Source organism: Maritimibacter sp. UBA3975 (assembly GCF_002384975.1).
Taxonomy (GTDB): Bacteria; Pseudomonadota; Alphaproteobacteria; order Rhodobacterales; family Rhodobacteraceae; genus Maritimibacter.
In genome coordinates, this window is the sequence record NZ_DGCP01000017.1 from 111,441 (window position 1) to 133,533 (window position 22,093).

28 protein-coding genes are annotated in these 22,093 nt (G+C 66.0%); all 28 read right to left on the minus strand.

What is annotated here, in order from left to right; all coding sequences use genetic code 11:
• Positions 1 to 168: 168 nt before the first annotated feature.
• A complete protein-coding gene (nuoK, locus tag B2585_RS17210; protein WP_040884267.1) occupies positions 169 to 474 on the minus strand; it encodes an NADH-quinone oxidoreductase subunit NuoK in 306 nt (101 codons plus the stop codon).
• A gap of 84 nt (positions 475 to 558) precedes the next feature.
• Positions 559 to 942, minus strand: coding sequence for a hypothetical protein (locus B2585_RS17215; RefSeq protein ID WP_292025169.1), 384 nt, complete (start codon positions 940 to 942; stop codon positions 559 to 561).
• Positions 939 to 1,553 (minus strand): NADH-quinone oxidoreductase subunit J, encoded by a 615-nt coding sequence (locus tag B2585_RS17220; protein ID WP_292025170.1) that lies wholly within the window; start codon positions 1,551 to 1,553, stop codon positions 939 to 941. The genes B2585_RS17215 and B2585_RS17220 overlap by 4 nt, the downstream gene beginning before the upstream one ends.
• Complete coding sequence (locus tag B2585_RS17225; protein WP_292025171.1) at positions 1,550 to 1,963, minus strand: carboxymuconolactone decarboxylase family protein; 414 nt, start codon at positions 1,961 to 1,963, stop codon at positions 1,550 to 1,552. Before B2585_RS17225 ends, B2585_RS17220 begins: the two co-directional genes overlap by 4 nt.
• Positions 1,960 to 2,367, minus strand: a complete 408-nt coding sequence (locus B2585_RS17230; RefSeq protein WP_292025172.1) for a DUF4259 domain-containing protein — start codon at positions 2,365 to 2,367, stop codon at positions 1,960 to 1,962. Before B2585_RS17230 ends, B2585_RS17225 begins: the two co-directional genes overlap by 4 nt.
• A gap of 14 nt (positions 2,368 to 2,381) precedes the next feature.
• Positions 2,382 to 2,876: an NADH-quinone oxidoreductase subunit NuoI gene (nuoI, locus tag B2585_RS17235; RefSeq protein WP_292025655.1), complete on the minus strand. Its 495-nt coding sequence runs from the start codon at positions 2,874 to 2,876 to the stop codon at positions 2,382 to 2,384.
• Positions 2,876 to 3,913 carry an NADH-quinone oxidoreductase subunit NuoH gene (gene nuoH / locus B2585_RS17240; RefSeq protein ID WP_292025173.1) on the minus strand — a complete coding sequence of 346 codons (1,038 nt, stop codon included), beginning with the start codon at positions 3,911 to 3,913 and terminating at the stop codon, positions 2,876 to 2,878. Before nuoH ends, nuoI begins: the two co-directional genes overlap by 1 nt.
• A gap of 12 nt (positions 3,914 to 3,925) precedes the next feature.
• Complete coding sequence (locus B2585_RS17245; protein WP_414674069.1) at positions 3,926 to 4,348, minus strand: hypothetical protein; 423 nt, start codon at positions 4,346 to 4,348, stop codon at positions 3,926 to 3,928.
• A complete protein-coding gene (nuoG, locus tag B2585_RS17250; RefSeq protein WP_292025174.1) occupies positions 4,345 to 6,369 on the minus strand; it encodes an NADH-quinone oxidoreductase subunit NuoG in 2,025 nt (674 codons plus the stop codon). The genes B2585_RS17245 and nuoG overlap by 4 nt, the downstream gene beginning before the upstream one ends.
• A 57-nt stretch (positions 6,370 to 6,426) precedes the next feature.
• Positions 6,427 to 6,852, minus strand: coding sequence for a hypothetical protein (locus B2585_RS17255; protein WP_292025175.1), 426 nt, complete (start codon positions 6,850 to 6,852; stop codon positions 6,427 to 6,429).
• A gap of 5 nt (positions 6,853 to 6,857) precedes the next feature.
• Positions 6,858 to 8,159 (minus strand): NADH-quinone oxidoreductase subunit NuoF, encoded by a 1,302-nt coding sequence (gene nuoF, locus B2585_RS17260; RefSeq protein WP_292025176.1) that lies wholly within the window; start codon positions 8,157 to 8,159, stop codon positions 6,858 to 6,860.
• A 6-nt stretch (positions 8,160 to 8,165) separates the two neighbouring features.
• On the minus strand, positions 8,166 to 8,393 hold the full coding sequence (locus tag B2585_RS17265; protein WP_292025177.1) for a DUF5337 domain-containing protein: 228 nt from the start codon (positions 8,391 to 8,393) through the stop codon (positions 8,166 to 8,168).
• A gap of 15 nt (positions 8,394 to 8,408) precedes the next feature.
• Complete coding sequence (locus tag B2585_RS17270; protein WP_292025178.1) at positions 8,409 to 9,350, minus strand: hypothetical protein; 942 nt, start codon at positions 9,348 to 9,350, stop codon at positions 8,409 to 8,411.
• A 136-nt stretch (positions 9,351 to 9,486) separates the two neighbouring features.
• On the minus strand, positions 9,487 to 10,674 hold the full coding sequence (locus B2585_RS17275; protein ID WP_292025179.1) for an NADH-quinone oxidoreductase subunit E: 1,188 nt from the start codon (positions 10,672 to 10,674) through the stop codon (positions 9,487 to 9,489).
• Complete coding sequence (locus B2585_RS17280) at positions 10,674 to 11,894, minus strand: NADH-quinone oxidoreductase subunit D (protein WP_292025657.1); 1,221 nt, start codon at positions 11,892 to 11,894, stop codon at positions 10,674 to 10,676. The genes B2585_RS17275 and B2585_RS17280 overlap by 1 nt, the downstream gene beginning before the upstream one ends.
• Positions 11,894 to 12,754 carry a sulfotransferase gene (locus tag B2585_RS17285; protein ID WP_292025180.1) on the minus strand — a complete coding sequence of 287 codons (861 nt, stop codon included), beginning with the start codon at positions 12,752 to 12,754 and terminating at the stop codon, positions 11,894 to 11,896. The genes B2585_RS17280 and B2585_RS17285 overlap by 1 nt, the downstream gene beginning before the upstream one ends.
• A complete protein-coding gene (locus B2585_RS17290; protein WP_292025181.1) occupies positions 12,751 to 12,936 on the minus strand; it encodes a hypothetical protein in 186 nt (61 codons plus the stop codon). Before B2585_RS17290 ends, B2585_RS17285 begins: the two co-directional genes overlap by 4 nt.
• Before the next feature lie 6 nt (positions 12,937 to 12,942).
• Entirely contained in the window at positions 12,943 to 13,557 is a 615-nt protein-coding gene (locus tag B2585_RS17295; protein WP_292025182.1) for an NADH-quinone oxidoreductase subunit C, read from the minus strand.
• 5 nt (positions 13,558 to 13,562) lie between these two features.
• Positions 13,563 to 14,096: a NuoB/complex I 20 kDa subunit family protein gene (locus B2585_RS17300; RefSeq protein ID WP_292025183.1), complete on the minus strand. Its 534-nt coding sequence runs from the start codon at positions 14,094 to 14,096 to the stop codon at positions 13,563 to 13,565.
• Positions 14,087 to 14,452 carry an NADH-quinone oxidoreductase subunit A gene (locus tag B2585_RS17305; protein WP_292025184.1) on the minus strand — a complete coding sequence of 122 codons (366 nt, stop codon included), beginning with the start codon at positions 14,450 to 14,452 and terminating at the stop codon, positions 14,087 to 14,089. Before B2585_RS17305 ends, B2585_RS17300 begins: the two co-directional genes overlap by 10 nt.
• A 259-nt stretch (positions 14,453 to 14,711) precedes the next feature.
• Positions 14,712 to 15,092 carry a hypothetical protein gene (locus B2585_RS17310; RefSeq protein WP_292025185.1) on the minus strand — a complete coding sequence of 127 codons (381 nt, stop codon included), beginning with the start codon at positions 15,090 to 15,092 and terminating at the stop codon, positions 14,712 to 14,714.
• The gene (locus B2585_RS17315; protein WP_292025186.1) at positions 15,089 to 15,877 is read right to left on the minus strand and encodes a crotonase/enoyl-CoA hydratase family protein; all 789 of its coding nucleotides are present in this window, start codon (positions 15,875 to 15,877) and stop codon (positions 15,089 to 15,091) included. Before B2585_RS17315 ends, B2585_RS17310 begins: the two co-directional genes overlap by 4 nt.
• A 28-nt stretch (positions 15,878 to 15,905) precedes the next feature.
• A complete protein-coding gene (locus B2585_RS17320) occupies positions 15,906 to 16,754 on the minus strand; it encodes a hydroxymethylglutaryl-CoA lyase (protein ID WP_292025187.1) in 849 nt (282 codons plus the stop codon).
• Positions 16,747 to 17,406 carry a glutathione S-transferase family protein gene (locus tag B2585_RS17325; protein ID WP_292025188.1) on the minus strand — a complete coding sequence of 220 codons (660 nt, stop codon included), beginning with the start codon at positions 17,404 to 17,406 and terminating at the stop codon, positions 16,747 to 16,749. Before B2585_RS17325 ends, B2585_RS17320 begins: the two co-directional genes overlap by 8 nt.
• Complete coding sequence (locus B2585_RS17330) at positions 17,403 to 19,352, minus strand: biotin carboxylase N-terminal domain-containing protein (protein WP_292025189.1); 1,950 nt, start codon at positions 19,350 to 19,352, stop codon at positions 17,403 to 17,405. The genes B2585_RS17325 and B2585_RS17330 overlap by 4 nt, the downstream gene beginning before the upstream one ends.
• Positions 19,352 to 19,876 (minus strand): class I SAM-dependent methyltransferase, encoded by a 525-nt coding sequence (locus B2585_RS17335; protein WP_292025190.1) that lies wholly within the window; start codon positions 19,874 to 19,876, stop codon positions 19,352 to 19,354. The genes B2585_RS17330 and B2585_RS17335 overlap by 1 nt, the downstream gene beginning before the upstream one ends.
• On the minus strand, positions 19,873 to 20,373 hold the full coding sequence (locus B2585_RS17340) for an O-acetyl-ADP-ribose deacetylase (protein ID WP_292025191.1): 501 nt from the start codon (positions 20,371 to 20,373) through the stop codon (positions 19,873 to 19,875). Before B2585_RS17340 ends, B2585_RS17335 begins: the two co-directional genes overlap by 4 nt.
• An 85-nt stretch (positions 20,374 to 20,458) precedes the next feature.
• Entirely contained in the window at positions 20,459 to 22,063 is a 1,605-nt protein-coding gene (locus B2585_RS17345; protein ID WP_292025192.1) for a carboxyl transferase domain-containing protein, read from the minus strand.
• Positions 22,064 to 22,093 lie beyond the last annotated feature (30 nt).

Below are 22,093 nucleotides of genomic sequence, written 5' to 3' on the forward strand. Positions count from 1 at the left end.
CAAGTGGGTGTCAGAACCGTTTGCGCCATACACGTTTCCACACTCCGAGCAGGCCATCTGATAGATTTTCTGCATGTGGTCCGTCCCCTTCTTATCCGTACACCTGATCACGACCTGACCTCTGTCGTTAACGAAACCGGTTCTTGTTGAGTAGCCCGGCTCCATCCCTCAGCCTTTCATCACGTTGACGTCTTCGACCGCGATGGTGCCGCGGTTACGGAAGAACGAGACGAGGATGGCGAGGCCGATCGCGGCCTCGGCGGCGGCCACGGTCAGCACGAAGAGGGTGAAGACCTGCCCGACCATGTCCCCGAGGTAGGAGGAGAAGGCGACGAGGTTGATGTTGACCGACAAAAGCATCAGCTCGATCGACATGAGCAGGATGATGACGTTCTTGCGGTTCAGGAAAAGACCGAAGATGCCGATGACGAAGAGTGCCCCCGCCAGTCCCAGGTAGTGTTCAAGTCCAACCATGTGTCCCTCTGGGCCTTTGCCCTTGGTTTGTCGTTCGCGGCCCCGAAGGGCCGTATCTTGCGGGCGGGCGGGCCGCCCCGGTTCTTACAGGCCGCAAATACAGGAGTTGCGGTCGAAATTGATCTGGCGCGCGGTCCAGTTGGCCTCCTCGGCGCGGCGCACCACGTCGGCAAAGGAAAAGCTCTGCGCGCTTTCGGCCATGTCGCGCACGATGTCCTCGAAGTAGATGCGCACGCCGCCGGTCTGCCACGCCTCGATGGCGCGGCCCGCGCTGCACGAGACGAGGTATTCCTTGCCCGGTCCGGTGCCGTCCTCGGCATAGGCGAAGATCACGCCGCCCGGCAGCACGTCGGCCTGATAATAGTCGCGGCCACCCTCCGAACACACAGGGTCCAGCGCCGGGGTCAGCGCGAGCGCCGCCGCCGGCAGGGCCGCGAAAGCCGCCGTTATGAGCGGGCGAAGGATCACAGCCCCTGCCCCGGCTTCACGTCGACGAGCTCCAGCGCCTTGGCCGGGTCGCGGTACATCTGGGCGAGCACATCCTGACGCTTGATGTCCTTGCGGTGGCGCAGGGTGAGCACGATGGCCCCGATCATCGCGACCAGCAGGATCAGGCCCGCAAGCTGGAACAGCAGGAAATAGTCGTCGTAGATCAGCATCCCGAGGGCCGCGGTGTTTTCCACCTGATTGATGTCCGGCGTCACCGCGGCGCGCGCGGCCTCGACCCCGTCCGAGAACTGCCACGTCCCGAGGATCAGGCCCATCTGCATCAGCAGCACCACCGCAATGAGAAGCGCCACCGGCATGTATTTCGCCATCCCCGCCTTAAGCTCGGCGAAGTCCACGTCCAGCATCATCACCACGAAGAGGAACAGGACGGCGACCGCGCCCACGTAGACGATCATCAGGAGCATGGCGAGGAACTCGGCCCCCAGCAGCACGAACAGCCCGGCAGAGCCGATGAAGGCCGAGATCAGCCAGAGCACCGAGTGAACCGGGTTGCGCGCCAGCACGGTGAACAGGCCACCGACCAGCGTGGTCAGCGCGAAGGCGTAGAATGCGAAATCGGCAACGCTCATGCGTCCCCCTCCTCGTCGTCTTTTTCGTCGAACACCTCTTGAGCGAGCTCAAGTGCGTGGTTCATGGCCGGAAGCCCGCCGAGCATGGACATCTGATAGATGACCTCGGCGATTTCCTTTTGTGTCGCGCCGGCCTCGATCAGGTGGCGAACGGTGTACTTGATCTGCGGGTCGGCGGTCGCGCCCACGGCCACGAGGCCCGCGAGCGAGATCATCAGCCGCGTCTTGGCGTCCAGCCCGTCCTTGTTGAAGGCGTTGCCGAACATCGCCTCCATCCAGTCGCGCGGCATGGTCGGCATGAGCTTGTCGAACCCTTCGGGCTGGAACGTCTCCAGCGCCGGGTTGAAGGCTTTGAGCATCGCCGTGCCCTGCTCCATCATCCGGGCATATGTCTTGGTGAAATCGCTCATCGCAGCCTCCGTCGAAGATCGTTCATGGCGGCGACCCAGTCGGACTGGGCGTCGCTCTCCATCCACAACTCGTGAAGCTCGGAGTTTTCCGAAATCAACCGGTCCAGCGCCGACGTGGCGCGGGACTTGATGTTCGGCATCGCCCGCACGTCGGAGCCATGCGCGTTGAGCAGGTCGAGCCGATCCTGCGACACCCCCGTCGGCAACTCGCCATGCGCCACGGCCACGACCTCCGCCGACGCCCGCGCAGCCGCGCCCTGATCCACGTCGAGATAGTCGGTCACGGGCGTTCCGGCCGCCGTGTCGAGCGCGGACGCAACGGCACCGGCCCCGGAAGAGCGGTACTCTTCCAGCCAGTCCATCGAGGCGTCATCCTCGAACACGTTTGCGCCCAGTGCGCCCATGCGCCCGTCTCTCCTTACCGATACGGCGCGTCGAGCTCGAGATTGCGCGCAATCTCGGCTTCCCAACGCTCGCCGTTGGCCAGAAGCTTGTCCTTGTCGTAAAACAGCTCCTCGCGGGTTTCCGTCGCGAATTCGAAGTTCGGCCCCTCGACGATGGCATCCACCGGGCAGGCCTCTTCGCAGAAGCCGCAGTAGATGCATTTCGTCATGTCAATGTCGTAGCGTGTGGTCCGGCGGCTGCCGTCCTGGCGCGGTTCGGCGTCGATGGTGATCGCCTGCGCCGGGCAGATCGCCTCGCACAGCTTGCAGGCGATGCAGCGCTCTTCGCCGTTCGGGTAGCGGCGCAGCGCGTGTTCGCCGCGGAAACGGGGCGAGAGCGGCCCCTTTTCATGCGGGTAGTTCAGGGTCGCCTTGGGCTTGAAGAAATACTTGATGCCAAGCTGGAAGCCTTTGATCCAGTCGACGAGGAGGAAGTATTTCGCGGCGCGCGTGTAGTCGATGGCCATGATTAACCTCCCACGGTCCAGCGCGCATAGGTGCCCCAGAACGCGCCGTATTGAGCAAAGAAGGCCACCAGAACGACCCAGACCAGCGACAGGGGAAGGAAGACCTTCCAGCCGATGCGCATGAGCTGGTCGTAGCGGTAGCGCGGGGTGATCGCCTTCACCATCGCGAAGATCGTGAAGAAGAAGAACATCTTGATGACGAACCACAGGGCCCCGTCCGGCAGCGCCTCGATGGGCGACAGCCAGCCGCCGAAGAACAGCAGCGAGACGAGCGCGCACATGAGCACGATGGCCACATATTCGCCGATCATGAACAGCAGGAACGGGGTGGAGGAGTATTCCACCTGGTAGCCCGCGACCAGTTCGGATTCAGCTTCCGGCAGGTCGAAGGGCGGGCGGTTCGTCTCGGCCATCGCCGAGATCAGGAACAGGAACACCATCGGGAAATGCGGCAGCCAGTACCACGAGAAGATGCCGGCCCCGTCCTGCGCGCGCACGATGTCGCCGAAGTTCATCGAACCGGTCGAGATGATGACACCGATGATGATGAGACCGATCGAGACTTCGTAGGAGATCATCTGCGCGGCGGACCGGAGCGAGCCCAGGAACGGGTATTTCGAGTTCGACGCCCAGCCGCCCATGATGACGCCGTAGACCTCGAGCGAGGAGACCGCGAAGACGAACAGGATCGCCACGTTCACATCGGCCAGCACCCAGCGGTCGTTGAACGGGATCACCGACCACGCGATCATGGCGAGCACGAAGGACAGCATGGGCGCGAGGAAGAAGACGAACTTGTCCGCCCCCGCCGGCACCACGATTTCCTTGAGCACATATTTCAGGAAGTCCGCGAAGCTTTGCAGCAGGCCGAAAGCGCCCACCACGTTCGGGCCCCGGCGCAGCTGCACCGCCGCCCAGACCTTGCGGTCGTAGTAGAGCAGGAAGGCCAGCGCGACCAGAAGCGGCACCACCACGAGGAGCACCTGCCCCACGATCGTCAGCGCGATCCCCAGATTGGTCGTCGTGAAGAATTCATACATCAGCGTCTTGCCTCAGATCGTCGGTATTCCGTTTTCCTTGCAGGCCGCGACCGCCACTTCAGCGTCGATCTTGGCCAACCCATCGGGGAGCGCGTCGGAGATCACGTATGTGGCGTCCCCTTCCCACACTTCGCCGCGTTTATCCACCGCTGTTCGCACATGCCGGGCAAATCCGTAGCCCCGGATCAACGCATATTGCGAGGCGGCGCATTCGGCGTATTGCGCGACGTCGTCATTGCCGCGCGCGCCGGTCATTTTCACGTCGAACGCCACGAGATCACCGTCGAGAAGCCGTGTGCCGATTCCCAGGTACTCGGGCGAGAAGGGCCGCGTGGCGGCTTCAGCGCTTTGCACGGCCCGGCTCACCTCGACCTCCTGGTCGCAGGCAGCGAGCGCGGCCACAGCCGCGCCCAGATATGCGAGGCGCAGGGTCACTCGGCCGCCACCGACGGCTGGTTCATGGACTTCGCCATCGCCGACAGCTCCGCCATGACCTCGCTCGCCCGCGCGATGGGGTTGGTGAGGTAATGGTCGGCGAGGATCGGACGGAAGCTCGCCTTGCCCATCGCCTTGACCTCGAGCGGCTGCCATTCGTTTTCCGGCACCGTGTCGATGGCGGCAAGATGCGGCACCGCCTCGACCATCGCGCGGCGCAGGGCCGCCTGCGTGTCCCACGGCTGGGTCGCGCCAAGCTCGCCCGACAAGGCCCGCAGCACCGCCCAGCCCTCTTTCGCCTGACCCGGCGGGAAGGCCGCGCGCAGCGCCAGTTGCGGGCGCCCCTCGGTGTTCACGAACAGGCCCGATTCCTCGGTATAGGCGGCGGCAGGCAGGATGATGTCCGCCCGGTGCGCGCCCCGGTCGCCGTGGCTGCCCATGTAGATCACGGTCGCCCCGGCATCGATGTCGACCTCGTCCGCGCCCGCGTTGAAGATGACCTCGGCGCCCTCCGTGGCCGCCTTGACGCCGCCCTCTGCGGTCGCGCCCACGTCCATCGCGCCGACCCGGCCCGCAGCGGTGTGCAAAACCATGAAGGTGCCGCCGGTGTTCTCGGCCAGCTTCATCGCATGGGCCAGAACGGCGGCCCCGTCGGCCTCGTTCAGCGCGCCCATGCCGACGATGACCAGCGTTTTCTTAGCCTTGGTCGCGTCCGAGATGGACTTGGACGACAGCTCTTCGACCGCCGCGCGGTCTTCGCCCACATGGACGTAGTCATAGGTCAGGTCCGCACCCGCCGGGCCGACATAGCCCACGGTCGCGCCGCGCAGCCACGCCTTGCGAATGCGCGCGTTCAGGACCGGCGCTTCGTCGCGCGGGTTGGTGCCGATGAGCTGGATCATCTCGGCGCTGTCGATATCCTCGATGGTCGCCGTGCCGACATAGCCGGAGCGGTTGCCCGCAGGCAGCATCGCGCCATCCACGCGGCATTCCACCGTGCCGCCCTGCCCTTCGATGAGCTGCTTGAGGCTGAAGGCCACCTCGGCCGAGACCAGATCACCGATCAGACCCGCAACCTTCTTGCCCTTCATCGCCTCGGCGGCCGCTGTCAGCGCCTCGGGCCATTCGACCCGGGTCAGCTTGCCGTTCTTGCGCACATAGGGGGTGTCGAGCCGCTGGCGGCGCAGACCATCCCAGACAAAGCGGGTCTTGTCCGAAATCCATTCCTCGTTCACGCCGTCATGGTTGCGCGGCAGGATACGCATGACTTCGCGCCCCTTGGTGTCCACGCGGATGTTCGAGCCGAGCGCGTCCATCACGTCGATGGTCTCGGTCTTGGTCAGTTCCCATGGACGCGCGGTATAGGCATAGGGTTTCGACGTCAGCGCGCCCACCGGGCACAGGTCGATGATGTTGCCTTGCAGGTTGGAATGCAGCGTCTGGTTGAGGTAGCTCGTGATCTCGGCATCCTCGCCGCGCCCCGTCTGACCCATCTGGTGAATGCCGGCGACCTCGGTCGTGAAGCGCACGCAGCGGGTGCAGGAGATGCAGCGCGTCATATGCGTGCCGACCAGCGGGCCAAGGTCCAGATCCTCGGTCGCCCGCTTGGGTTCGCGGTAGCGGCTGAAATCGACGCCGTAAGCCATCGCCTGATCCTGAAGATCGCATTCGCCGCCCTGATCGCAGATCGGGCAGTCGAGCGGGTGGTTGATGAGCAGGAACTCCATCACCCCCTCGCGGGCCTTCTTGACCATCGGGCTGTTCGTCTTGACGACCGGCGGCTGACCTTCCGGCCCCGGACGCAGGTCCTTGACCTGCATCGCGCAGGAGGCGGCGGGTTTCGGCGGGCCGCCCACGACCTCGACAAGGCACATGCGGCAGTTGCCCGCGATCGACAGGCGCTCGTGATAGCAAAACCGCGGAATTTCCACCCCGGCCTCTTCGCAGGCCTGAATCAGGGTCATCGCCCCGTCCACTTCGACCTCGTTGCCGTCGATGACGATTTTCTTCAGATCGCTCATGCGTTTCTCACTCATCCTGCCGGGCGTGCCCGGCCTTTCGTATTCCGTTTCCGCGTCCTAGTCGCAGATCTCCGAGAAGACCACCGCCCCGTCCTCGACCACGGCGGCGTCGCCGAAGATCGTGTCGCGACGGAACTGCGGGTTCTCGCTGCACCAGGCCTTGGCGACGCCGCGCGCCGCCAGAATGTCGTCACTGGTGAGCGGCGTGCCATCGGCCCGCGCCACCGTGATCTGCGGAGCGCCGACCTCGGCCCCCGCCGCGCCGCTCGCATCGCGCCACAGCCCGTGGCTGCGGTATGCGAGCGCGTAGTCCACGCCGCCGGCGCTCAACTGCCCGCGCGTCTGCGCCGCCGCATCCACCCCATCCGCCGGACGCTCCGCCTGCCCCGCCGCCGCCATCCGGCCGGTGAGCTGGCTGACTGCGCCGCAGCCGGTCAGGGCCAGACCGGCGGTCAGCAGGATGAGGTAGGGAAGCGCGCGCATCGGCCTTACTCCGCCGCCACGGCCGCGCTGATGCGCCCGGTTTTCTGCGCCTTGATGCGGTCCTCGATCTCGCCACGGAAGTTCTTGATGAGACCCTGGATCGGCCAGGCCGCCGCGTCGCCAAGCGCGCAGATCGTGTGTCCCTCGACCTGCTTGGTCACGTCGAACAGCATGTCGATCTCTTCCAGCTCGGCCTCGCCGCGCACAAGCCGGTCCATGACCCGCATCATCCAGCCGGTGCCTTCGCGGCACGGCGTGCACTGGCCGCAGCTTTCGTGTTTGTAGAACTTCGACAGCCGCCAGATCGCCTTCACGATGTCGGTGGACTTGTCCATCACGATCACCGCCGCCGTGCCGAGGCCGGAGCCCAACTCGCCGCGCAGGTAGTCGAAATCCATGATGGCGTCTTTCATGTTCTCGCCGCGCACGCAGGGCACGGACGAGCCGCCCGGGATCACCGCCAGAAGGTTGTCCCAGCCGCCCCGGATGCCGCCGCAATGCTTGTCGATCAGCTCTTCGAACGAGATCGACATCGCCTCTTCGACGACGCAGGGCTGGTTCACATGTCCCGAGACTGCGAACAGTTTTGTGCCTGCGTTGTTGGCCCGTCCGAAGCCCGCGAACCATTCCGGCCCGCGCCGCAGGATGGTCGGGACCACCGCGATGCTTTCCACGTTGTTCACCGTCGTCGGACAGCCATAAAGGCCCGCGCCCGCCGGGAACGGCGGCTTCATGCGCGGCATCCCCTTCTTGCCCTCGAGGCTTTCGAGCAGCGCGGTTTCCTCGCCGCAGATATAGGCGCCCGCGCCGTGATGCAGGTAGAGGTCGAAATCCCAGTCCGATCCGGCGGCGTTCTTGCCCAGCAGCCCGGCCTCATAGGCTTCGTCGATCGCGGCCTGAAGCGCCTCACGCTCGCGGATGTATTCGCCCCGGATGTAGATGTAGCAGGCGTGCGCGTTCATCGCGAAGGACGCGATCAGGCAGCCTTCGATCAGCGTGTGCGGATCGTGGCGCATGATCTCGCGGTCCTTGCAGGTGCCCGGCTCGGATTCGTCCGCGTTCACGACGAGGTAGGCGGGGCGCCCGTCCGATTCCTTCGGCATGAAGGACCACTTGAGCCCGGTGGGGAAGCCAGCGCCGCCCCGGCCGCGCAGACCAGAGGCCTTCATCTGCTCCACGATCCAGTCACGGCCCTTCTGGATGATGCCAGCGGTCCCGTCCCAGTGCCCGCGCTTCTGCGCGCCGGCAAGGGTGCGGTCGTGCATCCCGTAGAGGTTCGTGAAGATCCGATCCTGATCCTTCAGCATGCCTGTCTATCCTTCGTTTTTGCGCCCATCCAGCAGGAGCCGGATGGCCACGATCAGTCCGAACGCGAAACCCGCCATGGCGACGAGCCCGATGAGGCCGAGAGTGCGGGTCGGCCAGCCGAGCTGTTCGCCCAGCCAGGTGAGCCCGATGAACCCGAGCCCGGACACGGCGATGACGACGGCGGCAAGCCGCCCCTGCCGGGCCCGGTTCTGTCTCGTGTCATCCGCGCTCATGTCTCCGCGTCGGCCTTACTTCTTCTTGTTGTCTTCGTAGAGCCCCGAGGAGGAGGCCCGCTTCGAAAACTCGGTTTCTTCACCCGCGGCCAGTTGCGTCGCCTGCGTGACCCAGTCGTCACGGGCGATCCGGCCCCGGAAACTCAGCTTGTCGTCCATCGCCGCGATGTCGGCGGCGGTCCAGGTCGCGATCTGGTCGAAGTGGAAGACGCCAGCGTCATGCAGCTTCTTCTCGATCCCCGGCCCCACGCCCTTGATCAGTTTGAGGTCGTCGGCCACCCCGCCCTTGGGCGCGTCGAGCAGTTCCGGTCCCTCGCCCGCAACGGCAGGTGCCGGCTCGGATGCCTTGGCGGCCGGTTTCTTCTTGGCCGCGGGCTTTTTCTTGGCCGCAGGCTTCTTCGCGGCGGGTTTCGCCTCGGCGGGTTTCTCGTATTTCCAGTCGCCTTTGCGGCCCTCGAGGTCGCGCTGGCCCGGAAGCTCCTTGGACGGCTGGATGATCGGATCGGGCGACGGTTCGGCCTCCTGCGAGGCTGCGCTCGCGGTCGTCGGGTCCTTGGCCGCGGCTTCAGGCTTGGCGCCCGCGCTCTCGGCCGTGGCCGTACGGTCCGCTTCGCTCTCGGTGCCCGGCGCATCCTCCGCTGCCTGTTCGGCCGCCGACGCCTTGGTCGCCGGGGCCGGCTTGGCCGCCGCCGCATCCACGTCACCGGTGCCCGCGGAACTCGCTGCCGCCGCTGCCGGGCCGGAGGTCGTCGTGGCCGCCGCCGAGGCAGGCGCGCTGCCCGACCCGCTCGCGCTCGCCGGAATGTCCGAACAGAACACGCGCTGAAGGATCAGGGCGACCGCCACGGCCACCACGATCCCGACGATAATGGCCCAGCCCCACGGCTGGCCGATGAGCAGAAGCACCGCGAGGCCCAGAAGCCCCCCGACGATCCAGCATGTGTTTCGGCAGGTCATAAATCCGCTGTCGTTAGTCGCCATATCCAAATTCCCCGTTCGGTTTGAGGGTTACAATAATGCCACCGGACGCGCGGTCTGCCGCCGCCGCTTGTCGCTTGTCGTCCGTTGCCAACCTCATCTCATCACCGACGCCTCAGTAGACGTCGCCCTTCTTCACACGTTTGGAAAATTCGGTTTCCTCGCCGGACGCGAGGGATTTGGCCTGATCGACCCAGTTATCGCGGCTGACGCGGCCCTTGAAGCCTTCGAGGTTCTGGTCGACCCAGGCGACCTCCTCATCCGTCCATTTTGCGATCTGATCGAAGTGATAGAACCCCATGTCGTTCAGCATGGACTCGAGCTTCGGCCCGACGCCCCGGATCTGCTTGAAATCGTCGGCCCCGGCCTTGCGCGGTGCCTTCATGGTGCGGGGCTTCTTGCCCGGCCCGTCGGACGGCGCGGTCCCGTTGGACGACCCGCCGGCTTTCGCCGCGGCGCCCGCCGTGTTCGTCGCCGCCGGCTCGTCGCCCGCTTTGGTTCTGGGCCGGCCCGGCTCGTTGCTGTCGTCCATCGCCTTCACGGCATCGCCCGGCTTGGTGACGGCCTTCTTCGGCTTCACGGCAACCTTGCGGGACTTGCCCTGCCACGGCGCGGTGAGCGGCACTTCCGTCCCGTCGATCCGCTTGAGCGTGTCGCCGATCTCGACCGCCAGCGCGACCGAGGCGTTGTGTTCCGGCTTGTCCGCTTCGTAGTCCTTGAGGCTCGTCAGACCGCCCGAAGGCTCGGCCGCATAGCGCCCGTTCTGCGGCCCCGGCAGCGGCACCTCGCCCGCCCCCATCCGGTCGATCAGGTCGCCAAAGCTGTCGGTCGTCAGATCCTCGTAATAATCCTTGCCGATCTGGGCCATCGGCGCGTTGGCGCAGGAGCCGAGGCATTCCACCTCTTCCCACGAAAACTTGCCGTCCGCCGACAACTCATGCGGGTTTTTCGCGATCTTTTCCTTGCAGACCGCGATCAGGTCCTCGGCCCCCATGATCATGCAGGACGTGGTCCCGCAGATCTGGAAATGCGCAACGGAACCAACCGGTTGCAGCTGGAACATGAAGTAGAAGGTCGCCACTTCCAGCGCGCGGATGTATTCCATCCCGAGCATGTCGGCCACGCCTTCGATCGCGGGCTTCGTGAGCCAGCCTTCCTGCTCCTGCGCACGCCACAGCAGCGGGATGATGGCCGAGGCCTGACGACCTTCGGGGTACTTGGTCATTTGCGCTTCGGCCCAGGCCTGGTTCTCAGGCGTGAAGGCGAAAGTGCTGGGTTGTTCGTGGTGCAGACGGCGCAGCATTACCGGTCGACCTCTCCGAAAACGATATCCATTGTGCCGATGATGGCGGCGACGTCGGCCAGCTGGTGCCCGCTCGCGACGTGATCCATCGATTGCAGGTGCAGATAACCGGGGGCGCGAAGCTTCGCGCGGTAGGGTTTGTTGGTCCCGTCGGAGACGAGGTAGACGCCGAACTCGCCCTTGGGCGCTTCGACGGCGCAATACACCTCGCCCTCCGGGACGTGGAAGCCCTCGGTGTAGAGCTTGAAGTGGTGGATGAGCGCTTCCATCGACGTCTTCATGTCGGCGCGCTTGGGCGGCGTCAGCTTGCCGCGGGCAAGGATGTCGCCCTGCCCCTCGGGCTCACGCAGCTTGGCGATGGCCTGAAGCATGATCTTGAGGCTCTCACGCATCTCGGCCATCCGCACGAGGTAGCGGTCGAAACAGTCGCCGTTCTTGCCCACGCAGATTTTGAAGTCGAATTCGTCATAGCACTCGTAGGGCTGCGACCGGCGCAGATCCCAGGCAAGGCCCGAGCCGCGCACCATCACGCCGGAATACCCCCAGTCGAGGACGTCCTCTTCCGTCACAACGCCGATATCCACGTTGCGCTGCTTGAACACGCGGTTTTCCGTGAGCAGCCCGTCGATATCGTCGAGCACCTTGGGGAATTCGTGGCACCATGCCTCGATATCGTCGATGAGCTGCGGCGGCAGGTCCTGATGGACCCCACCGGGGCGGAAATAGGCGGCGTGAAGGCGCGCGCCCGAGGCCCGCTCGTAGAAGATCATGAGCTTTTCACGCTCTTCGAACCCCCACAGCGGCGGGGTCAGCGCGCCCACGTCCATCGCCTGCGTCGTGACGTTCAGGAGGTGGTTCAGGATGCGCCCGATCTCGGAGTAAAGCACCCGGATCAGCTGCGCCCGGCGCGGCACTTCGACCTTGCAAAGCTTCTCGATCACGAGGCACCAGGCGTGTTCCTGGTTCATCGTGCCGACATAGTCGAGCCGGTCGAAATACGGCAGGTTCTGCAGGTAGGTCCGGCTTTCCATCAGCTTCTCGGTGCCGCGGTGAAGCAGCCCGATATGCGGGTCGCAGCGTTCCACGATCTCGCCGTCGAGTTCCAGAACCAGACGCAGCACGCCGTGCGCCGCCGGGTGCTGGGGCCCGAAGTTGATGTTGAAGTTGCGGATCTGCTGTTCGCCGGTCTCGGCGTCCTGAAATCCCTTGGAGCCGTCCATCATGCCGCCACCATTCTTTCCTGCCACTCCACGGGCACTGTGCCCATGAACTGTTCGATGAAGTTGTATTGCGGTTTCAGCGCGGCCTGAAGCCGCGCGCGCCGCTCGGGGTCGAGCCCCGCCTTGGGTGAGCCATGCACCCGCTTGCCGAAATCGGCCGGGATCGCGTCGATCCCGAGGAAATCGCACATCTTTTCAAGCGCGTCCTGCGTAAAGAGCCGTTCGTAAAGCTCGACGTGAATCCGGTCTTCCGGCACCGCCTGCAACAGGCGCTTGACCGTGCGCCGGTAGTTGGAGCGCCGCGCCACGGTCGTCTCGCCGCCCGCGAGGTATCCGTCGACCATCCCGGTCGCCGCCGCCTCGTCCCCGCCCGCGTTCATGCGGAAATGCGACCAGAGCCGGTCCACCGGCTCGCGCAGGAGATAGAGGAACTTCACGTTCTCATGGGCTTTCGCCATCTCGGCAAACCACTCGGGCCCCAGAAGCGCATAGGCGGGCGAGAAATCCCCCACCAACCTGGCATCCTCCAGCCCGGCCCCGATGAAGCCGAGGTAAGCCTTGTCGTCGCGTGTCTTGCCGTCGAAAGTGACCAGCCATTCCTCGATATCCGCCATGCTCTGAAGCTGATAGGCGTGGATATCATCGTCCTTCGTCACCGCATGGCGCGCCGCGATCTCGCCCTTCCGCCGTTCGAGCTCGCCCCGGTAGAACTGCCCCGCGCCCATCGCGACGGCGTTCCAGTAGTTGAGTTCCTTGACCGTCGGAAAATAGGTCTGGTGGTGGCTGTAAAGGTAATCGAACAGCCAACTGGTCCCGGCCTTGGCCGCACCCACGCAGTATATGAGGGTCTGCGCACTCATGCCCGCCACGCATCCGGAACGCGGTCGCCAAAGCGGGCGTCCTTTGCAAACTGTGCGGACGGGAACGACGTCGCGGACTTGGCCGCCCCGATACAGATCACGACACGCTCGACACTGGACGGCCACGCGACGAGGGAGCCCTCGTCACGCAGATCCACCTGTTGTGTCACGACCTGATCCATCCGGTGTCAGCCCTTCGCCTCGTCCGCCTTCTCATCGCCCGGCAGCAGATACTCGGCCCCTTCCCACGGCGACATGAAGTCGAACTGGCGGTATTCCTGAACCAGCGAGACGGGCTCATAGACCACGCGCTTCTCGACCTCGTCGTAGCGCACCTCGGTATAGCCCGTCGTCGGGAAATCCTTGCGCAGCGGATGGCCGCGAAAGCCGTAGTCGGTGAGCAGACGCCGCAGGTCCGGGTGGCCCTTGAAGATGATCCCGAACATGTCGAAGATCTCGCGCTCGAACCAGTTGGAGGCCGGATAGACCGTCACGATGGAAGGCAGCATCTCGCCCTCGTCCACGACGGTTTTCACCCGGATGCGGTGGTTCTGGTACATCGACAGGAAGTGATAGACGACGTCGAACCGCGCCTCGCGCTCGGGGTAGTCCACGGCGGTGATGTCCACCAGCGTCGTGAACCGGCAGCCCCGGTCGGTCTTGAGGAACTCCACGAAGCCGGGAAGCCCCTCGGCGCGGACATGGACGGTGAGCTCGCCGAAGGCGACCTCCCACGACGTCACCACATCGACCTGCTTGGCCTCGATCAGCGCGCCGAGTTCATTGAGGGTCTCGTCACTCATACCCGTTACCTCACGATCGTGCCGGTGCGGCGGATTTTGCGCTGAAGCTGGAGGATGCCGTAAACCAGCGCCTCGGCCGACGGCGGGCAGCCGGGCACATAGACGTCCACGGGCACGACACGGTCGCAGCCACGCACCACCGAATAGGAATAGTGATAGTAGCCGCCGCCATTGGCGCAGGAGCCCATCGAGATGACATACCGCGGCTCGGGCATCTGGTCATAGACCTTGCGCAGCGCGGGGGCCATCTTGTTGGTCAGCGTGCCCGCCACGATCATCAGGTCCGACTGGCGCGGGCTGGCGCGCGGGGCGACCCCGTAGCGCTCGAGGTCGTAGCGCGGCATGGACGACTGCATCATCTCGACCGCGCAGCAGGCAAGACCGAAGGTCATCCAGTGCAGCGACCCGGTGCGCGCCCAGTTGATGATGTCGTCGGTGGTGGTCAGCAGAAAGCCCTTGTCCGCAAGCTCGTTGTTGAGGTCACGGGTGGCCACCTCGCGGTCGAAATCCGCGGTGTTGGTGCCGGTCATCACTCCCATTCGAGGGCTCCCTTCTTCCATTCGTAAGCAAAGCCGATGGTCAGCACGCCGAGGAACACCATCATCGACCAGAATCCGACCATCCCGACATCCTTGAAGGCCACGGCCCAGGGGAACAGGAAGGCGATCTCGAGATCGAAAATGATGAACAGGATCGAGACGAGGTAGAACCGCACGTCGAACTTCATCCGGGCGTCATCGAAGGCGTTGAACCCGCACTCGTAGGCCGACACTTTTTCAGGGTCGGGATTGCGCACGGCAAGGACGGCGGCCGCGATCAGGAACGCGAGGCCAAGCCCGACGGCGACGGCGAGGAAAATGACGATGGGGAGGTATTCTCGGAGGAGGTCTTCCACGTTAGCTCCTTTGTCGGGCGCGTGCCCGCGACAGTTTGGCTCCTTCGGGGGTCTACTCCCAACGCCCCGAAGGGTCAACCAAGGGGCCCGGCGTTTTGGGCATTTTGAACAAGGCCGTGCAGGCGCTTCTGCAGCGCGGCGTGAGGTCATTGTATACTAATGTTCACAGGGGTTTGGCCGGTTTTCTGCACTGCACGAAAGCCGCAGCCATCAATCAAGTTTGAACGACGCGTGGCGTGGACGGGCCGTCTGCGCCGACTCAGGCAGAGACGGCGACGTAGATCGCACAAAGGAACATGACCACCGTGACCGGCCCCCAGAGAAGGCGCTCCGACCGCGAGGGCGTGATATTGTTGAGAAGAGTGGAAAGCCCCGTGATGGCGACCACGCCCCAGATCGCCCAGACCGGAAAGACCGGCGCCAGCAGGCCCGACGCCCCGGCCACCACCCGCGCCATGAGGACGAGCAGCCCGCCCTGCACCACCGTGGCGACCCGCGCCCCCACGGGCAGGCGCCCCTCGAACCGCCCTCCGAGCGTGAGATGACCAAGCGGGGCACCAAGGGCGAGCGCGAATTGAACCAGCGCGCTCACCAAAGCGAGGACGCCATAGACGATGGCGGCGATGACGATCAGGCTCATGTCGGCATCCACCGCGCCTTGCGTTTGTCGAAAAACGCCCCGATCCCCTCCTGCGCCTCGTCGCCTTCCCAGCAGTCGACAAGGGCGCGGATCGTGTCGTCGATGATCGCGTCGGTGATCGGCTGGCCAAGCCGGCGCGCCAGCGCCTTGGCCTGCGCCACCGCACCCGGCGCGCAGTTGAGATAGGGCGCGACCTCTTCCTCCACCGCGGCGTCCAGTGCCCCTTCAGGCACCGCATGGGCCACGATCCCCAGCCGCTGCGCTTCCGCCGCGCCGAAGATACGGGCATTCATGAATATGCGTCGTGCCATCGCCTCGCCGATCCGGGCGAGGACATAGGGGCCGATGGTGGCGGGGATCAGGCCCAGCCGGGTCTCGGTCAGCCCGAACTTGGCATGGTCTACGGCAATGGCCACGTCACAGACGCTGCACATCCCGATCCCGCCACCGAACGCCTGCCCCTGAACCCGCCCGATCAGCGGCTTGGGCATCTCGTTCAGCGCCCGGAGCATCAGGGCGAGCTTGCGCGCCTCCACGAACCGGGTCTCCGGGTCGGCGGCCATCTGGTCCTGCATCCAGCCGAGATCGCCCCCGGCGCAAAAGCTTTTGCCCGCCCCGGTGAGCACGACGACGCGCACGGCCTCGTCCGCGCCGAGCGCTTGGGCCGACTCGGTCAACTCGCGGATCATCGTGGCCGACAGCGCATTGTGCTTGTCCGCCCGGTCGAGCGTCAGAACCGCCACGCCCCTTGCGTCGGTCGCAATGGAAATCGTCTCGAAGGTCATCGTCCCGCCTTTCCAAGCTTTGCCACGCTCACCCGCGCATCCCCCGCGCCATCTCTGCGGCCCGGTCGAGCACCGCGCCGTCCAGCCCGGTGGCCAGCCCCAGTGCCACGAGCCGGGCATGAACCGCCTCGGTCGCCACGTTGCCCTTGGCCCCCGGCGCATAGGGACAGCCGCCCAGACCGCCCACCGCGGCATCGAACACCCGTACGCCAAGCTCCAGCGACATCTCGATATTCTCGAGCGCCCGGCCCTCGGTGTCGTGGAAATGCCCCGCGATCCGTTCCGCCGGCACCCGTTCCAGCACGGCCAGAAGCATGTCGCGCACGGTCTCGGGCGTGCCCTTGCCGATGGTATCGCCCAGGCTCACTTCGTAGCAGCCCATCGCCATCAACTCCTGCGCCACCTGCGCCACCTTCTGAGGTGGGGTCGGCCCGTCATAGGGGCAATCGGTCACGCAGGAGACATATCCCCGGACTTTCACTTTTCGAACCATCGCAGCCTCAACGATCGGCAAGAACCGCTCAAGGCTTTCCGCAATCGAACAATTAATGTTGGCCTGGCTGAACCCCTCGCTTGCGCTTCCGAAAATCGCCACCTCGTCCGCGCCCGCCTCCATCGCCCTCTCGAACCCCTTGAGATTCGGCGTCAGGGCCATGTAGGACACGCCCTCCGCCCGGCGGATACCGGCCAGAACCTCGCCGCTGTCGGCCATCTGCGGCACCCATTTCGGGCTGACGAAACTCGCGACCTCGATCCGGCTGAATCCGGCCCCCGACAGCGCATCCACCAGCGCGATCTTCTCGGCCGTCGGGATCTGCCGCGCCTCGTTCTGAAGCCCGTCGCGCGGGCCCATCTCGACGATCTCGACACTATCCATCGGGCACCTCGTAGAACGGCTGACCATAGATCGTGTCCGGCCCCTGCACCGCCAGCGCCGTCTGGTAAGCCGGGCGCGCGGCCAGCCGGGCATGATACGCGCCCAGCGCCGGGAATTTCGCGCCATGAACGTAGTGGAACGCCGCATCGACCCCGAACCCGAACATGATGTCCACGGCGGAAAACCCCGAGGCGAGCAGGTAGTCCTGCCCAGACACGCGCTTCTCCAGCGGTTTGAGCACCGTGGCCAGCCGCCGCGTCTCCATCCCGATCACGGTGGGCGAGCGCATCGCGGGATCAGGCAGGAACACCTGTTGCAGGTTGAGGTTCTGGATCAGCGTCGCGACCGTCTCGGCATAATGCAGCCAGACGAGGAACTCGGGACGCTCCGCATCTCCCGGCAGCCGCCCCAGCCCATGTTCCGGCCGCGTCTCGCACAGGTATTCGATGATGGCCCCGCTTTCGATCAACGTCATCCCGTCGATTTCCAGCGCCGGGACCCGCCCTGCCGGATTCACGTCGCGAAACGCCTCGGTCCCGAGGCTGCCGTCGCCGATGCGGTAATTCTCGATCTCCGGCTCCAGCCCCATTTCGGCCAGAAGCCAGTGAACCCGGAACGACCGGCTGCCGGGAACGGCGTGCAGGCGGATCATGCGTCCTCGCCTTCTTCGGGGGTGAGCGCGATCAGCGCGGCATGCGCCTCCACCTGCGCGCCTTCGGCGGCGAACACTTCGGCCACCACACCGTCACGCGGGGCCGTCAGGGTGTGTTCCATTTTCATCGCCTCCATGATGGCCATCCTGTCGCCCGCTGCAACCGTGTCGCCGGGGGCGACAAAGACCGCCTTCACAAGCCCCGGCATCGGCGCCTCGACCACGTCGCCCCCCTGCCCGTCCGCCGACAGGATCGCCAGAGGATCGGGCACGCGGAAGCCGTGCCCGGCGCCCGTGAACACGGTGACAAGGTCGCCGGTGATCGCCACTTCCGGCGCGCGCACCCCGTCGAGCCGCCAGCCTTCCGGGCGGCGTCGTGCCTCGACCACCACGTCGCCGACCGTGATGCGGGCCGCCTCCGGCCCCGCCATCTCGATCACCGGCGACAGCACCTCGCCCGCCCGTTCGAGCAGGATCGTGCGGCGCAACGGCGACCAGAGCGCGAACCCCGTCACCGTCTCGGGCGCGTCCAGCAGCCCCGCCCCGGCCAGTGCGGCGAGCGCCACGTCGGCGGGCGCAGGCCCGTCGTCCTGGGTCAGGGCCGACAGGTCGCGCTCGATCAGCCCGGTATCGACCTCCCCGGCCGCGAACCCCTCATGGGCACACAGCGCCGACAGGAACCCGAGGTTCGTCACGGTCCCGGCCACCTGCGTGCCCGCCAGCGCCCGACGCATCTTGCCCAGCGCGATCTCGCGGGTGGCCCCGTGGGTGACGAGCTTGGCAATCATCGGATCGTAGAAGGGGCTGATCTCGTCCCCCGTGCGCACCCCGGTCTCGGCCCGGCACTCCGGCGCGAAAGCCAGATGCGCGAGCCGCCCGGTGGCCGGCAGGAACCCCGCCGGCACGTCCTCGGCATAAAGCCGCGCCTCGAACGCATGACCCCGTAGCGGGATTTCGGTCTGCGACAGCGGCAAAGGCTCCCCCGCCGCCACGCGAAGCTGCCATTCGACAAGGTCGATGCCCGTGACTTCCTCGGTCACCGGATGCTCGACCTGCAACCGCGTGTTCATCTCCATGAACCAGAACCCGTCGGGGCGCAGCCCGTCGGAGCCGTCCACGATGAACTCCACCGTCCCGGCCCCCGCATATCCGATGGCCTCGGCGGCGCGCACGGAGGCCTCGCCCATCGCGGCGCGCATCTCTTCGGTCATCCCCGGCGCGGGCGCTTCCTCGATCACCTTCTGGTGGCGGCGCTGGAGCGAGCAGTCGCGCTCATACAGATGCACCGCCTCGCGCCCGTCGCCGAAGACCTGCACTTCGATATGGCGCGGCGCGGTCACGAATTTCTCGACCAGCACATCGGGGTTGCCGAAGGCTGTTTTGGCTTCCGACCGCGCCGAGGCGAGCGCATCGGAGAAGTCGCCCGCCCGCTCGACCAGCCGCATCCCCTTGCCGCCGCCCCCCGCAACCGCCTTGATGATGACTGGATAGCCGATCTTGCCGGCCTCTTCCGCGAGCAGGTCGTCGCCCTGCTCGGCCCCGTGGTAACCGGGCACGACCGGCACGCCCGCCTCGTCCATGAGCTTCTTCGCGGCGTCCTTCAGCCCCATCGCCCGGATCGCTTTTGCGGACGGGCCGATGAAGGTCAGCCCGGCAGCCTCGACCGCCTCCACGAACTCCGGGTTCTCGGAGAGAAAGCCGTATCCGGGATGGATCGCCTGCGCGCCGGTGGCCTGCGCCGCCGCGATGATCGCGTCCCCGCGCAGATAGCTTTCCGCCGGTTGCGGCCCGCCGATATGCACGGCCTCGTCGGCCATCTCGACATGGCGCGCGGTGCGGTCGGCATCGGAAAACACCGCCACCGTCGCGACACCCAGCTTGCGGCAGGTGTCGATCACGCGACAGGCGATTTCGCCGCGATTGGCAATCAGGATCTTGTGGAACATCAGCCCTCCTTGCGAGCGGTCGTGATGAACGCCCCGCTCAGATCGCGCCGCTCGACCGCGCCGAACCCGGCGGCCTCCAACGCGCCCGCGTAGTCCTGCCCCTCCGGCACCATGGATGTCGAGAACACCTCGCCCCCGATCACGATCAGACCGCCGGGACGCAGAAGCCGGTTCGCCTCGGCCAGCCCGGCGGATATGTCGTCGAGATGGTGGATCACGTTGATCATCATCACCACGTCGAAATCGCCATCCCCGAACCCGGTCGCCTCGCCGGGCGCCACGCGCAAGTCCGCGCCGGGGCACCGCTCGCGCGCGATCTCGACCATGCGCGGCGTGGGGTCGACGCCCGCCAGCCGCCCGGCCCGGTCGGCAAGCGCGGCCAGAGCCGAACCGTTCCCGCAGCCCAGGTCGATCACGTCGGCCCCGTCCGCGATGCCGGCCGCGTTCAGAACCTCGAAGATACTCGCGTCGCCGCCGTATTTGTCCGCGTATCTTTGCGCGGTGTCGTCGTCCCATGCAGTCATGTCAGGGTCTCCATTGCGCGCCGATGGGTTTCGGCGCTGTTCTCGGAAAAGCAGCACAGGGTGATCTGTGCGGGCGGGGCCTCCCACACGCTGACCTCCCGCACGGCAATGGTCGCGGCTTGATCGGCAGGGTAGCCGTAGACGCCCGTGGAAATGGCGGGGAACGCGATGCTCTCACACCCTGCCTCACGCGCCAGCCGCAGGCTCTCGCGATAACAGGCGGCGAGCAAGTCCGGCTCCCCCCGATCCCCGCCGTGCCAGACCGGCCCGACCGTGTGGATGACATGGCGCGCGGGCAGGTCATACCCCACGGTGATCCGCGCCTCGCCCGTCGGGCAACCGCCGATCGCCCGGCACTCCTCCAAAAGCCCCGGACCCGCGGCCCGATGAATGGCCCCGTCCACGCCGCCGCCACCCAGAAGCGACTCGTTCGCGGCGTTCACGATGGCGTCCACGTCGAGCGTGGTGATGTCGGCGGTGATGACCTCGACACTCATGCGCGGCCCCGGATCGTATGACAATCGTATGCACAGTGTGTGCACATGATGTGTACGCGCGGTGCATGGTCCATTTCGGGCCTCCTCACATCCGGAACACGCCGAAGCGCGTCTCTTCGATCGGGGCGTTCAGGGCGGCGAGAAGCGACAGGTAGAGCACCTGCCGGGTCTTGCGCGGGTCCACGATGCCGTCGTCCCAGAGCCGGGCGGAGGCGTAAAGCGGGTGGCTCTGACGCTCGAACATCTCGATCGTGGGGCGCTTGAATTCCGCCTCGTCCTCGTCCGACCAGCTTTCGCCCGCGCGCTCCAGCGCGTCGCGTTTGACCGTCGCCAGCACGCCCGCGGCCTGCTCGCCGCCCATGACGGAAATCCGGCTGTTGGGCCAGGACCACAGGAAGCGCGGCTGATAGGCACGGCCCGCCATGCCGTAGTTGCCCGCGCCGAAGGAACCGCCCACGAGCATCGTCACCTTGGGGACCGACGTGGTCGCCACCGCCGTGACCATCTTGGCCCCGTGACGCGCGATGCCCTCGTTCTCATACTTCCGGCCCACCATGAAGCCGGTGATGTTTTGCAGGAAAATCAGCGGGATACGGCGCTGCGAGCACAGCTCGACGAAATGCGCGCCCTTCTGCGCGGCCTCGGAAAACAGGACACCGTTGTTGGCGATGATCCCGACCGGGCAGCCCATGAGATGCGCGAACCCCGTGACCAGCGTCTCGCCAAAGCGCGGCTTGAACTCGTCAAATCGCGACCCGTCCACCACCCGCGCGATCACCTCGCGGATGTCATAGGGCGTGCGCAGGTCGCCGGGCACGACGCCGAGGATTTCCTCGGGGTCATAGGCCGGGTCTTCGACCGACTGCCACTGGACTGTCGCGGGCTTGGTCCGGTTCAGGCTCTCCACCGCCCGCCGGGCGAGCGCAAGCGCATGGGCGTCGTCCTCGGCAAGGTAATCGGCCACCCCGGACAGGCGCGTGTGCACGTCGCCGCCGCCCAGATCCTCGGCTGTCACCACCTCACCGGTCGCGGCCTTAACCAAAGGTGGACCGGCAAGGAATATGGTGCCCTGATCCTTCACGATGATCGTCACGTCGCTCATCGCCGGAACATAGGCCCCGCCCGCCGTGCAGGAGCCCATGACCACCGCGATCTGCGGGATGCCCCGGGCCGACATCTGTGCCTGGTTGTAGAAGATGCGCCCGAAATGGTCGCGGTCCGGGAACACCTCGTCCTGGTTGGGCAGGTTCGCGCCCCCGCTGTCGACAAGGTAGAGGCACGGCAGGTTGCATTCCTGCGCGATCTCCTGCGCGCGCAGGTGCTTCTTGACCGTCATCGGGTAATAGGTGCCGCCTTTCACGGTGGCGTCGTTGGCGATGACCATGACCTCCTGCCCGTGCACGCGACCGACCCCCGCGATCACGCCAGCCGCCGGCGCGGCGCCATCGTAGAGCCCATGCGCCGCCGTCGCGCCGACTTCGAGGAAGGGCGACCCGGCGTCCAGGAGGTTCGCCACCCGTTCACGCGGGAGCATCTTGCCCCGTGACAGGTGCCGTTCACGCGCCTTCGCGCCGCCCCCTGCCGCCGCCTGCCCGGCGGCCTCGGCCACTGTTCCCAGCATTTCAAGATGCGCGGACCGGTTGGCCTGAAAGCTCTCCGACCCGGTCATCGCCTGCGATTGCAGCTTCATGTAGTGTCCTCCGGTGCGGCGCATCCGCCG

Excerpts from the sequence above, each read along its gene's own strand:
- nuoK (WP_040884267.1), bottom strand. The coding sequence starts at position 474 with ATGGTTGGACTTGAACACTACCTGGGACTGGCGGGGGCACTCTTCGTC.
- B2585_RS17220 (WP_292025170.1), bottom strand. The coding sequence starts at position 1,553 with ATGAGCGTTGCCGATTTCGCATTCTACGCCTTCGCGCTGACCACGCTG.
- B2585_RS17225 (WP_292025171.1), bottom strand. The coding sequence starts at position 1,963 with ATGAGCGATTTCACCAAGACATATGCCCGGATGATGGAGCAGGGCACG.
- B2585_RS17230 (WP_292025172.1), bottom strand. The coding sequence starts at position 2,367 with ATGGGCGCACTGGGCGCAAACGTGTTCGAGGATGACGCCTCGATGGAC.
- nuoH (WP_292025173.1), bottom strand. The coding sequence starts at position 3,913 with ATGTATGAATTCTTCACGACGACCAATCTGGGGATCGCGCTGACGATC.
- nuoG (WP_292025174.1), bottom strand. The coding sequence starts at position 6,369 with ATGAGCGATCTGAAGAAAATCGTCATCGACGGCAACGAGGTCGAAGTG.
- B2585_RS17255 (WP_292025175.1), bottom strand. The coding sequence starts at position 6,852 with ATGCGCGCGCTTCCCTACCTCATCCTGCTGACCGCCGGTCTGGCCCTG.
- nuoF (WP_292025176.1), bottom strand. The coding sequence starts at position 8,159 with ATGCTGAAGGATCAGGATCGGATCTTCACGAACCTCTACGGGATGCAC.
- B2585_RS17265 (WP_292025177.1), bottom strand. The coding sequence starts at position 8,393 with ATGAGCGCGGATGACACGAGACAGAACCGGGCCCGGCAGGGGCGGCTT.
- B2585_RS17270 (WP_292025178.1), bottom strand. The coding sequence starts at position 9,350 with ATGACCTGCCGAAACACATGCTGGATCGTCGGGGGGCTTCTGGGCCTC.
- B2585_RS17275 (WP_292025179.1), bottom strand. The coding sequence starts at position 10,674 with ATGCTGCGCCGTCTGCACCACGAACAACCCAGCACTTTCGCCTTCACG.
- B2585_RS17280 (WP_292025657.1), bottom strand. The coding sequence starts at position 11,894 with ATGGACGGCTCCAAGGGATTTCAGGACGCCGAGACCGGCGAACAGCAG.
- B2585_RS17285 (WP_292025180.1), bottom strand. The coding sequence starts at position 12,754 with ATGAGTGCGCAGACCCTCATATACTGCGTGGGTGCGGCCAAGGCCGGG.
- B2585_RS17290 (WP_292025181.1), bottom strand. The coding sequence starts at position 12,936 with ATGGATCAGGTCGTGACACAACAGGTGGATCTGCGTGACGAGGGCTCC.
- B2585_RS17295 (WP_292025182.1), bottom strand. The coding sequence starts at position 13,557 with ATGAGTGACGAGACCCTCAATGAACTCGGCGCGCTGATCGAGGCCAAG.
- B2585_RS17300 (WP_292025183.1), bottom strand. The coding sequence starts at position 14,096 with ATGGGAGTGATGACCGGCACCAACACCGCGGATTTCGACCGCGAGGTG.
- B2585_RS17310 (WP_292025185.1), bottom strand. The coding sequence starts at position 15,092 with ATGAGCCTGATCGTCATCGCCGCCATCGTCTATGGCGTCCTCGCTTTG.
- B2585_RS17315 (WP_292025186.1), bottom strand. The coding sequence starts at position 15,877 with ATGACCTTCGAGACGATTTCCATTGCGACCGACGCAAGGGGCGTGGCG.
- B2585_RS17320 (WP_292025187.1), bottom strand. The coding sequence starts at position 16,754 with ATGGATAGTGTCGAGATCGTCGAGATGGGCCCGCGCGACGGGCTTCAG.
- B2585_RS17325 (WP_292025188.1), bottom strand. The coding sequence starts at position 17,406 with ATGATCCGCCTGCACGCCGTTCCCGGCAGCCGGTCGTTCCGGGTTCAC.
- B2585_RS17330 (WP_292025189.1), bottom strand. The coding sequence starts at position 19,352 with ATGTTCCACAAGATCCTGATTGCCAATCGCGGCGAAATCGCCTGTCGC.
- B2585_RS17335 (WP_292025190.1), bottom strand. The coding sequence starts at position 19,876 with ATGACTGCATGGGACGACGACACCGCGCAAAGATACGCGGACAAATAC.
- B2585_RS17340 (WP_292025191.1), bottom strand. The coding sequence starts at position 20,373 with ATGAGTGTCGAGGTCATCACCGCCGACATCACCACGCTCGACGTGGAC.
- B2585_RS17345 (WP_292025192.1), bottom strand. The coding sequence starts at position 22,063 with ATGAAGCTGCAATCGCAGGCGATGACCGGGTCGGAGAGCTTTCAGGCC.